The organism is Thermomonas sp. (genome assembly GCF_035369645.1).
Taxonomy (GTDB): domain Bacteria; phylum Pseudomonadota; class Gammaproteobacteria; order Xanthomonadales; family Xanthomonadaceae; genus Thermomonas.
Genome location: NZ_DAOOUM010000034.1, coordinates 18,154 through 29,210, shown reverse-complemented (window position 1 = coordinate 29,210; position 11,057 = coordinate 18,154). Strand labels below are relative to the sequence as shown.

Sequence of the window (11,057 nt, the reverse complement as noted above, 5' to 3'; positions counted from 1 at the left end):
ACAACAACGCCGGCGCAAGCCGGCGTTGTTGTTGGCGCTTACCCCACCCACACCCGCGCATTGCGGAACATGCGTTGCCACGGCGAGTCTTCCGGCCAGTCGGCCGGTGCCCAGCTGAAATTGGCACGCCGCAAGGTGCGCTCGGGGTGCGGCATCAAAATGGTAGCGCGGCCGTCGCGGCTGCTGACACCGGCAATACCATCGGGCGAGCCGTTGGGGTTGGCGGGGTAATGCAGCGCGGTCTGGCCACCTTCTACAAAGCGCAGCGCCACATCCACGGCGGACTGATCATGACCATTGGCGAACACCGCGCGGCCTTCGCCATGCGCCACCGCCACCGGGATGCGCGCGCCGTGCATGCCACGCAACAGAATCGACGGCGAGTCTGCGACTTCCAGCAACGCCAGACGCGCTTCGTACTGCTCGCTGGTATTGCGCTGGAAGCTGGGCCAATGCTCGGCACCGGGGATAATGTCGCGCAACTGCGCCAGCATTTGGCAGCCGTTGCAGATCCCCAGCGAGAAGCTGTTGTCGCGGGCGAAGAAGCGCTCAAACATGGCACGCAATGCGCTGCGCTCCAGAATGGACGTGGCCCAGCCGCGCCCTGCACCCAGCACATCGCCGTAGCTGAACCCGCCGCAGGCGACAACGCCGTGGAAGTCGGCCAGATCAAAGCGGCCGGCAATCAAGTCGCTCATATGCACGTCGAAACTCGCAAACCCGGCGCGGTCAAACGCATACGCGGTTTCGAGTTGGCTGTTGACGCCCTGCTCACGCAGGACCGCCACCTTGGGCCGCACACCGGTGTTGATGAACGGTGCAGCGACGTCTTCGGCGGCATCGAAAGTCAACTGCGGCTGCAAACCCGGCGCATCGAAGCGGCGCACGCTGTCACGCTCGCTGTCGGCGCAATCGGGGTTGTCGCGCAGCTGTTGCATCGCATGGGTGACGGCCCACCACGCATCGAACAATTCATCCCACCGCCATTGCGCCAGCTCGTCATCGCCATCGCTGATGCGTATCGTGGCGGCAGTGGTAGGCCGGGCAATGCGCTGGGCGCATTCGATCAAGCCGTGCTGCGCCACCAGATCGGCAAACGCGGCGCGCTCGGCCACCGGCACTTGCACCACGGCGCCCAGCTCTTCGTTGAACAGCACCCGTAGCGGGTCGCCGGTGCGGCCATCGCCCCAACCGTCGAGGCGAATATCCAGCCCCAGATGCGCGGTAAACGCCATTTCGCACAGCGCCGCAAACACGCCGCCATCGGAACGGTCGTGATAGGCCAGCAACATCCCCGCTGCGCGTGCATCGCGAATCAGTTCAAACAGCGCGCGCAGGCGCTGCGGGTCGTCGAGGTCGGGGGCGTCGCCACCAAATGCGGGCAGCTCGCCGCCGCCGGCGTCTGGGTACACCTGCGCCAAGATCGAGCCACCCATGCGCTGGCGGCCGCCACCCAAGCCGATCAACCACAATTCGGAGTCCACATCGCGTTGCAGCAGTGGGGTCAGTTGGCCGCGCACATCCTGCACCGGCGCAAACGCCGATACCACCAGCGAGACCGGCGACACCGATTTTTGGGTGATGCCATCGGCCTGGTATTGCGCCTGCATCGACAGCGAATCTTTGCCCACCGGGATGCTGAGTTCCAACGCGGGGCACAGCTCCATGCCCACCGCTTTGACCGCGTCGAATAGGCGCGCATCTTCGCCGGCGTGGCCAGCGGCGGCCATCCAATTGGCCGATAGTTTGATGCGCTTGAGTGCATCCACGGGCGCGGCCAACAGGTTGGTGATGGCCTCACCCACTGCCATGCGCGCGGCGGCGGCGGCATCCAACAACGCCAGCGGGGTGCGCTCGCCCATCGCCATCGCTTCGCCGGTATAGCTATCAAACCCCGACAAGGTGATGGCGCAATCGGCCACCGGCATTTGCCACGGGCCTACCATTTGGTCGCGCGCAGTCAAACCGCCCACCGTGCGGTCGCCGATGGTGATCAGGAAGGATTTGGAAGCCACCGCCGGGTGCGCCAACACGCGCAGGCCGGCATCGCGCAGATCCAGGGTATCGGTATCGGCTTCTGGCCATTGCGGCGGTGCCGGATGCGCGGTGTCACGGTGCATCTTGGGGGCTTTGCCGAAGAGCACATCCATGGGCAAATCAATCGCCGGTGCTTGGTCGGCATAGCCCACCCGCAAGTGCTCCGCCGCCGTCGCCACGCCCACCACGGCAAACGGGCAGCGCTCGCGCGCGCACAGGGCGGCAAACTCGGCCACCCGCGCTTGGCTGATGCCCAGCACGTAGCGTTCTTGCGATTCGTTGCACCACAGTTGCATCGGCGATAGCGACGGGTCGTCTTTGGGCACGCAGCCCAGATCGATCACCCCGCCCACGCCGGAGTCGTGCAGCAGTTCGGGGATGGCGTTGGATAGCCCGCCCGCACCCACGTCGTGGATGCACAAAATGGGGTTGTCGGTGCCCAGCGCCACGCAGCAGTCGATGACTTCTTGTGCGCGCCGTTCCATTTCCGGGTTGTCGCGCTGCACCGAGGCAAAATCGAGGTCTTCGGCGGAATCACCCGAGGCCACCGAGGACGCCGCGCCACCGCCCAACCCGATCAACATCGCCGGGCCACCCAACACCACCACCGCATCGCCGGGAGAGAGCCGCAGCTTTTCCACCTGGTTGCGGTCCATCGCGCCCAGGCCGCCGGCCAACATGATGGGTTTGTCGTAGGCGCGGGTCAGGTTGCCGCCTTCGTGCAATTCAAAACTACGGAAATAACCGGTGAGGTTGGGACGGCCAAATTCGTTGTTGAATGCCGCCGCGCCCAGCGGGCCGTCGCGCATGATTTCAAACGCGCTGGCCATGCGCGGATTGAGGCTGCGCTGGCCTTCCCACGGCTGCGGCAGGGTGGGAATGCGTAGATGTGAGACTGAGAACCCGCACATGCCGGCTTTCGGGCGGCCGCCGCGACCAGTGGCCCCTTCGTCGCGGATTTCACCGCCGGCGCCGGTGGACGCGCCGGGGAACGGCGCAATCGCGGTGGGGTGGTTATGGGTTTCCACCTTGATGCAAAACGCGCTCTCGGTGGCGGCTTCACTGCGGTATTGCTGGCTGTGCGGATCAGGCCGCCAGCGCGATGCCGCATAGCCTTCCACCACCGCCGCGTTATCGCTGTACGCCGAGAGCGTGTGCTCGGGCGTGCTGGCGTGGGTGTGCTTGATCATCTTGAACAACGAGGTCGATTGCTCGCGGCCGTCGATCGTCCAAGATGCGTTGAATATTTTGTGCCGGCAGTGCTCGGAGTTGGCCTGCGCGAACATCATCAGTTCGACATCGTGCGGGTCGCGCCCCAATGCGCCGTAGCGCGTGCGCAGATAGTCGATTTCATCTTCGGCCAATGCCAGCCCCAGCCGCGTGTTGGCGGCCTCCAGCTGTGCCAGCGGGATGACCTCCACCGCACCTGCCGGCTGCGCGGTAAACAGCGCCGCGCCAGCGTCGCGCGTGGTTAGCAGCGATTGCGTCATCGGGTCGTGCAGCAGCTTGCCCAGTGCCACTTGGGCAGCCGCGTCATCGGGCCAGCCGATCACATCCAGCCGGGTGCCGCGCTCCACGCGCTTGACCGGCAAGCCGGCCCCCCGCAGCAGCTCGGTGGCCTTGCTGGCCCACGGTGAGAGCGTGCCCAAACGCGGCACCACGTAGCGGCTGACGCTACCCGGGGCGGCTTCGGCGCAGGTTTCAGTGGCCTGCAAAATGCGACAGAGTGCGGCGATGTCGGGGCTGCTGCCGGGCTCGGGATCGATCCAGTAGCCATGCCATGCGCCGATCAGGCGCAGGCCGGAAACCAAGGTTTGTAGGCGGGTTTGCAAGCGGTCGCGACGAAACGGCGACAGGGCAGAGGCGCCCTCGAGGACGATCATGTCCGAAATAACCGTAGGAACGGGCCGGTTATTGTAGCCGAGCCCGCGCCTTCAAGCCGACGCCCACTGCAACAGATGCACCTCAACCGGCGCTTTTTTCCTTGTCCAATGCATCCAAGCGCTGCAACAGGGCATCCGGCGGCATGTAACCGCCCAGCTGCTGACCATCGGTACTCAGAATCATCGGGGTGCCTTCCAAGCCCATTCGCAAGCCAGCGCGGTATTCGCGATCCACGGGGGTATTGGCGCACTGGCCTTGCGCCACCGGGCGGTCGCTCTTGGCATCGGTCAGGGCTTTTTTACGGTCGGGTGCACACCACACCGCCACCATTTTCTGATAATCCGGGCTGGCAAGGCCGGCACGCGGGAAGGCTAGGTATTCCACCCGGATACCCAGCTTGTTGTATTGCGCGATATCGGAATGGAATTTGCGGCAATACCCGCATTCCACATCGGTCAATACCACTACGGTGTGTTTGGTCACGCCGGCAGGCGCAAACACGATGCGGTCCGATTCCGGCAAGGTGGCCAACACTTGCTTGCGTACCTTGGCCATTGCTACTTCGCCCATGTCCTTGCGTTTTTCGATATCCAGCAGACCACCTTGGAACAGGTATTTGCCGTCATCGCTGACATACACCACCTGACCGGTGGCAATGACTTCACGAAAGCCGGGGATGGGGGCCGGGCTGATCGACTCGACTTTGATTTTGGGGTTGATCCTGGCTAATGCCTCACGCACCCGCGCTTCCGGGGTGCCGGCGGCAAAGCTGGGCTCTTTTGGCGTGGCCGCGTCGGTGGCGGGGGTGACTTTTTGCGGGGTTGCCGCCGGCTGGGCACAGGCGGACAGGCTGAAACCGAACAAGACGGCAAGCAACAAACGCTTCATCACGACTCCAAAAGATTCAATGCCACAAGATTCAATGCCACAAGATTCACTGCCACTTCGACCTAGGAAGCGGGCAATAAGTGCATTAGTGTCGCATGGAAGCCGCCGCCACAAGCCCATGTACGAACGCAGGGCTGCCGCAGGTTCAGCCTCGCGGATGATGGCGGGCATGCAGGTCTTGCAGACGTTCACGGGCAACCAAGGTATAGATTTGAGTGGTGGCCAAAGCACTGTGGCCCAACAGCATCTGCAGGGCACGCAAATCGGCACCGTGGTTGAGCAAATGGGTGGCAAAACTATGCCGCAAGCCGTGTGGGCTGATCTGGCTGGGGTTGATGCCGGCCATCACTGCATACCGCTTCACCAGCACCCAAAATGCCTGCCGGCTGAGGGCATCGCCACGTTCGCTGACAAATAACACCGCCACACCCGCAGGCTGGCGCACACCCGCCAGTAGTTGTGGCCGTGCACTGTCCAAATAGCGCGCAAGCCAATGGCTGGATTCTTCACCCAAGGGCACCAACCGTTCTTTGTTGCCTTTGCCACGCACCCGCAACACGCCTTGGCGCAGGTTCACCGCAGTGCTCGCCAGCGTGACCAGCTCGCTGACGCGCAGCCCGCAGGCGTACATCAGCTCCAACATGGCGCGGTCGCGTAGGCCGGCGGCGCTGCTGCTGTTGGGCGCTTCCAGCAGGGCGGCCACTTGTGATTCGGACAATGCCTTGGGCAGCAGACGCGGCAATGTGGGGGCTTGCAGCAGTGCGCTGGGGTCATCTGCACGCAGGCCGCAGCGCACCGCATGCGCATAGAAGGCATGCAGGCCAGACAACAGCCGTGCGGTGCTACGCGGGCTATAGCCTTGTTGCGCACGCTGCGACAGGTGCGCGAACAGGGCCTCGCGAGGCAGACCAGCAATGCCCGGGTGTTGCCGCGCCAATGCCTGTAAATCACTGCGATACGCCGCCAATGTGGCCTGCGCGAGGCCGTGTTCGGCCCAGATGGCATCCAAGAACGCCTCGATCACCGCCGCATCAGCATCCGCCAAAGGCGGCAAATGGCGGGCAGCAAGGCGGCGGTCGGTTGGGGTGGGCATGCAGGAAGAGTACCCTCTACCCGCCCTGCGGGCAGCCTGTCCCGGTGCTCTTGTATGCTGTCTGGATGACCATTTCCCAACGCCCCCCCACCCTGATCGGCTGGCGCTTATTGGCCTTGCTGTACGACTTCTTCCCGGTGCTGGCGCTGTGGTTTGTGGCGGCGGGCGTGTTCACCTTGCTACACGGCGATGGAGTGCGCGGCGGTTGGCTGGGCGCGCTGGAATTTGCCGTGTTCTGGGGCATTGCCGGGCTGTATGCCACCCGCAGTTGGCAGCGCGGCGGGCAGACCATCGGTATGCGTGCGTGGCGCTTGCAAGTGACCGATGCCACCGGCCAACCCGCCAATTTGCGGGCCCTATGGCGTCGCTATGCCATCGCCAGTGTGTCGCTACTGTGTGGGGGGTTGGGGTTTTGCTGGGCGTGGTTGGATCGTGATGGCCTGACCTGGCATGACCGCGCCAGTGGTCTGCGAGTGCGTCGAGTCCCCCCTTGACCCCCCCCCCCCCCTAATGAGTGAAGATTGTCACGCTGCATAGTTGCGGCGACCAACTAACTCACAATTCAAGGAAATGACAATGGGAATTTTGAAAAAATGGAAATTTCAAGCACTTGCTATGTCTGTATTGCTGGTTGCGATCCCATTTACCGCCCTAGCTGCATCCACCCCTACCTATTGCTCCCATCATTCGCATGATACCGGCATTGCTCACTACGTAGAGTCTGCAGCCGACTTCATCGTAACTCTCTTCACTGGTTATGTGAACCGTTGCGCGCCATAATCTCAGGGTTATCGCAAGTGCTTACAGCGTCGGCATTAATAATGCCGGCGCTTTTTCTAAGGATGATCCGAACAAATGTCACCATCCTCGCGATGGCGGGAATGACGACCAAGTGTAAATCACTCAGAACTTCCCTAACGGCTACGCCGATTGAAAAAGACAGCGGAGATAATGGTCATAACAATCAGCGGCATCAGATAGGCAACCCGATAATCAAACCTAAACGTCTGACTAATTTCTACTGCCATTTTTTGCAACATCCAAAAGCTCAGCGAAAAAATAATACCGATAAACACGCGCTTGCCATAGCCGCCACTACGTAGCGAGCCGAAAGCGAAGGGCATCGCCGCTAGGCACATAGCCAGCACATTCAACGGATAGAACCAGCGCCCCCAGTACACTCGCTCAAAATCCCCTGAATCTAGCCCATTGCGCTTGCGGTAATCAATACTGGTGCTCAGCTCGCTGCTGGCCATATTGCCGGGCTTGGTGACCCCCGAGGCCAAGGCGGATTCATCCAGTTGTGAATCCCAGCGTTCTTCCGCCACCTTGCTGCGCTGCACGGCGCGGGTGTCGAAGCGGGTGCGCTCGACACCATGCAATAACCAATGCCCCGCGCGGTGTTCGGCAATCTGCACATTCGCAATCGAACGCAGGCGGCCATCTTCGGCAAATTCGAACAGGCGCACGCCGCGCAATTCCAGCCAGCGCTCGTTGCCACGCTGCTTTTGTTCACCGGTGCGCGCATTGAGAAACATGCCACCCTCGCGCGCCCATAGCCCACTGTATTTGGACACCACCATGTCACTGTGGCGCACCGAGCGAATCGCCTGCGCGCGATCATCCCCCCACGGTGCCAAGGTTTCGCCATTGACCACCATCAGCGCGGTCAGCAGCAGCAAGGACAAGGCCACCGAGACACTCAGCCGCTTTCGCGACAGTCCCAATGCACGCAATACGGTGAGTTCGGACGAGGCCGCCAACTGCCCCAGCCCCAACAACACCCCAATCACCGCAGCGGTGGGAAACAAGGTGTAAGCACGGCTGGGAATGGTCAGCCCGGTGGCGGCAATGGCATGGTTGATGGTGTAGGCACCCTTGCCGACGTCGCTCATTTCGCCAGCCAGCGCCTGCACGACATCCAAACCCAGCACTACCCCCCACACCAGCAGCACACTGCTGACCACCGAACGTGCGATATAGCTGTCATGCAGCCGTGGCCAATGTTTCATCGCCGCCACCATGCACGCGCCACGCGACCATCACGCACATACAACCACAGCCCCAAGGCCAGCATCGGCAGCAGTAACCACCACAAACCCACCGCACCGGGCACGCGCCCCTCGGCAATCCATTGGGTGCCCAGCATCATCATGAAAATGCCCACCAGATAGGCCAAAAAGGCCAGCAATACCGAGCCGTAACGTGCCTGCCGGGGGGAACTGCGGCCCAATGGGATGGCCATCAAGGCAAAGGCCAGCGCCAGCAGCGGCGGGGCGATGCGCCAGTGCAATTCGGCGCGTGCCGGTGCTGCCGGATTGCGCAACAAGGCCGGGGTGAGCTGGTATTCCGGCGTTTCCAAATTGCGTGGGTCATCCGGTGCCGGCAACTGCAATTCGTTGCGGGCATAGCGCATCAGGCGGTAATCCAGATTCGCCCCACTGACGGGTCCTTCCACGCGAAACCCGTCCATCAGGGCCAGCACGCGCACCCCTTGATCGCGATACATCTGCCCGGTCTGCGCGGTGGCCACATCCATGCGGTCGCCACGTTCACGATAAATGAACACATGCGAGATTTTGGTGCCATCGTTCGACATATTGCCCACGTAGGCCACGCCGCCATTGGCCATCGGGGTAAACCGGCCCGGCTCAAGACCGGCCACCAGCAGGTTTTTGTTGGCTTCGATCACCATGCCGCGTGCCAACCGGTTGGCCCATGGCCCCAACAGCAACGAACACAGGCCAATCACCATCACCATCGGCACCATCACCAGCAACAGTGGCCGCAGCAGCCGACGCGGGCCAATGCCGATGGCGTGCAGCACATGCATTTCCGAATCCCGGTACAGCCGCCCGGTGGCCAACAGCAAGCCCAGAAGGAGCGCCAGCGGCAAGATCAAGGGCAAATAGCCCAGCAAGCGCAGACCCAGCTGCGACAGCAATAGCGCCGGTGGCACTTTGCCACGCGCCATTTCGCCCACCAGATCGGCAAACACACCGCCCATACTGACCATGCCCAAGATCACCAACGACGCCACGATGGCGCGGGTGAATTCAGCGGTGAGGTAGCGGTCCAGCTTCGGCATCGGGCCTGCTTGCTTTAGAATAAGGGGTTCATTGCGATCACGACCTGCGCCAAGCGCAGCCGCGCATTGTAAGCCACGCTCGCCCGCATGCCCGAAGGCCGCTGCCTGCGAGCGTCTGCCCGTCTGCCGCACATTTCGACTGGATACCTTGTTCGATGAGCCTGCAATTCCACCTGAACCAGACCTCTCCCGCCACCGCCACTGTCGACTGCATCGTGGTAGGCGCCTTTGCCGATGGTAGCCTGAGCCCCGCCGCCAGCGCCCTCGATACCGCCAGCGCAGGCCGCCTGCAAGCGCTGATCGCTCGTGGCGATGTGTCCGGCAAAACCGGCAAAACCGCGCTGCTGCACGATGTGCCCGGCGTCAGCGCACCGCGCGTGCTGGTGATTGGTCTGGGTGATGCCAACAAGTTTGGCGTGCCGCAATACTTGAAAGCCATCGGCGATGCGGCGCGCGCGCTCAAGACCGGCCCGGTGACGCATGCGTTGTTCACACTGAGCGAAGTGCCGGTCAAGGACCGCGATGCCGCGTGGGCTATCCGCCAAGCGGTGATCGCCGCCGATCACGCCTGCTACCGCTACACCGCCACCTTGGGTGCCAAGAACGCCAAGCGCGATGAAAAGGGGCTGGCGCAACTGGACATCAGCGGCAGCGACGCCACCGCACTGGCGCAAGGTGTTGCGATTGCCGCGGGCGTGCAGTTCACCCGCGAGCTGGGCAACCTGCCGCCCAATATTTGCAACCCGGCGTATCTGGCCCAACAAGCGCAAGACTTCGCCGCCAATCAACCCGGCGCCGCTTGCGATATTTTGGACGACGCTGCGATGGAAGCCCTCGGCATGGGTTCGCTACTCGCCGTGGCGCGTGGCAGTGCGCAGCGCCCGCGCCTGATCGTGCTGAAGTACACCAACGGCGGCGATGCCAAACCCTATGTGCTGGTCGGCAAGGGCATCACCTTCGATACCGGTGGCGTGAACTTGAAAACGCAGGGCGGCATCGAGGAAATGAAGTACGACATGTGCGGTGCCGGCAGCGTGCTGGGCACGTTCGTGGCGGCGGTCAAAATGCAACTTCCGATCAATCTGGTGTGTATTGCCGCCGCGGTGGAAAACGCCATCGACGGCGATGCCTACCGCCCGTCCGACGTGATCACCAGCATGTCCGGCAAGACCATTGAGGTAGGCAATACCGATGCCGAAGGTCGCCTGATTTTGTGCGACGCGCTGACCTATGCGCAGCGGTTTGAGCCGGCCGCACTGGTGAACGTGGCCACCCTCACCGGTGCCTGCATGGTTGCACTGGGCAAATACGCCACCGGCGTGATGACCAAAACCAGTCACGACTTGGCGCGTGAACTGTTGGACGCCGGCGAAACCGTCTTCGACCGTGGCTGGCAATTGCCGCTGTGGGACGAATACCAGCCGATGCTGGATTCCGCCTTTGCCGATGTCTACAACATCGGCGGCCGCTGGGCCGGTGCGATTACCGCCGGCTGCTTCCTGTCGCGCTTCACCGACGGCCAGCGCTGGGTGCATTTGGACATCGCCGGTAGCGCCTCTGACGACGGCAAACTGGGCATGGCCACCGGCCGTCCGGTGGGCATGTTGTCGCAGTGGTTGCTGGATCGTTCGGCGGCGTAATGCCCAAAGCCCACTTCTACCTGATCGACAAGCCGCGCTTTCGCGAGCAGCCCCTGCTGCTGGTCTGCGAACTGGCGAAGCGGGCCTATGCCGCCAACCTGCCCACACTGATTTTGGCGCGCGACCAAGCACAGGCCGAAGCACTGGATGATCTGCTGTGGGCGTTCGATCCCGACGAATATCTGCCGCACCAAATTGCCGGCATGGATGCCGATGAAGACGAAGCGCCGGTGTTGATTGCAGCGCCCGACGCCGATGCGGCGCTGCGCCCGTTGTTGATCAATCTGCGCGACGCCGCACCTTCCGGCCAATTCGACCGGGTGCTGGAAGTGGTGCCTGCCGATCCCGCCGCGCGCGACCCGCTGCGCGAACGCTGGAAGCATTACCAAACGCTCGGTTTCGAGCTCAAAAAATTCGACATGTGACA

The 11,057-nt window shown here is 62.7% G+C and carries 8 protein-coding genes; 3 read left to right on the top strand and 5 right to left on the bottom strand.

The features are described from left to right. Nucleotides 1-38 precede the first annotated feature (38 nt). From purL to xerD, 3 genes are all read right to left on the bottom strand, one after another. Complete coding sequence (purL, locus tag PK789_RS07925) at nt 39-3,920, bottom strand: phosphoribosylformylglycinamidine synthase (protein WP_324308232.1); 3,882 nt, start codon at nt 3,918-3,920, stop codon at nt 39-41. Nucleotides 3,921-4,002: 82 nt separating this feature from the next. Further along, complete coding sequence (locus tag PK789_RS07920; protein WP_324308231.1) at nt 4,003-4,809, bottom strand: DsbC family protein; 807 nt, start codon at nt 4,807-4,809, stop codon at nt 4,003-4,005. 145 nt (nt 4,810-4,954) lie between these two features. Then, nucleotides 4,955-5,902 (bottom strand): site-specific tyrosine recombinase XerD, encoded by a 948-nt coding sequence (xerD, locus tag PK789_RS07915; RefSeq protein WP_324308230.1) that lies wholly within the window; start codon nt 5,900-5,902, stop codon nt 4,955-4,957. 65 nt (nt 5,903-5,967) lie between these two features. Between xerD and PK789_RS07910 the strand changes: the two genes are divergently transcribed. Further along, a complete protein-coding gene (locus tag PK789_RS07910) occupies nt 5,968-6,396 on the top strand; it encodes an RDD family protein (protein ID WP_324308229.1) in 429 nt (142 codons plus the stop codon). Between the two features lie 420 nt (nt 6,397-6,816). Here the strand turns inward: PK789_RS07910 and lptG are convergent, their stop codons facing one another. Both lptG and lptF read right to left on the bottom strand, forming a co-directional pair. Beyond that, nucleotides 6,817-7,914 (bottom strand): LPS export ABC transporter permease LptG, encoded by a 1,098-nt coding sequence (lptG, locus tag PK789_RS07905; protein WP_324308228.1) that lies wholly within the window; start codon nt 7,912-7,914, stop codon nt 6,817-6,819. Continuing rightward, nucleotides 7,911-8,990 carry an LPS export ABC transporter permease LptF gene (gene lptF, locus PK789_RS07900; RefSeq protein WP_324308227.1) on the bottom strand — a complete coding sequence of 360 codons (1,080 nt, stop codon included), beginning with the start codon at nt 8,988-8,990 and terminating at the stop codon, nt 7,911-7,913. Before lptF ends, lptG begins: the two co-directional genes overlap by 4 nt. Before the next feature lie 155 nt (nt 8,991-9,145). On the opposite strand from lptF, the gene PK789_RS07895 reads away from it, so the two are divergent. Next, nucleotides 9,146-10,630 carry a leucyl aminopeptidase gene (locus PK789_RS07895; protein WP_324308226.1) on the top strand — a complete coding sequence of 495 codons (1,485 nt, stop codon included), beginning with the start codon at nt 9,146-9,148 and terminating at the stop codon, nt 10,628-10,630. Beyond that, the gene (locus PK789_RS07890; RefSeq protein WP_324308225.1) at nt 10,630-11,055 is read left to right on the top strand and encodes a DNA polymerase III subunit chi; all 426 of its coding nucleotides are present in this window, start codon (nt 10,630-10,632) and stop codon (nt 11,053-11,055) included. Before PK789_RS07895 ends, PK789_RS07890 begins: the two co-directional genes overlap by 1 nt. Nucleotides 11,056-11,057 lie beyond the last annotated feature (2 nt).

Excerpts from the sequence above, each read along its gene's own strand:
- lptG (WP_324308228.1), bottom strand. The coding sequence starts at position 7,914 with ATGAAACATTGGCCACGGCTGCATGACAGCTATATCGCACGTTCGGTG.
- PK789_RS07910 (WP_324308229.1), top strand. The coding sequence starts at position 5,968 with ATGACCATTTCCCAACGCCCCCCCACCCTGATCGGCTGGCGCTTATTG.
- PK789_RS07895 (WP_324308226.1), top strand. The coding sequence starts at position 9,146 with ATGAGCCTGCAATTCCACCTGAACCAGACCTCTCCCGCCACCGCCACT.
- purL (WP_324308232.1), bottom strand. The coding sequence starts at position 3,920 with ATGATCGTCCTCGAGGGCGCCTCTGCCCTGTCGCCGTTTCGTCGCGAC.
- xerD (WP_324308230.1), bottom strand. The coding sequence starts at position 5,902 with ATGCCCACCCCAACCGACCGCCGCCTTGCTGCCCGCCATTTGCCGCCT.
- lptF (WP_324308227.1), bottom strand. The coding sequence starts at position 8,990 with ATGCCGAAGCTGGACCGCTACCTCACCGCTGAATTCACCCGCGCCATC.
- PK789_RS07920 (WP_324308231.1), bottom strand. The coding sequence starts at position 4,809 with ATGAAGCGTTTGTTGCTTGCCGTCTTGTTCGGTTTCAGCCTGTCCGCC.
- PK789_RS07890 (WP_324308225.1), top strand. The coding sequence starts at position 10,630 with ATGCCCAAAGCCCACTTCTACCTGATCGACAAGCCGCGCTTTCGCGAG.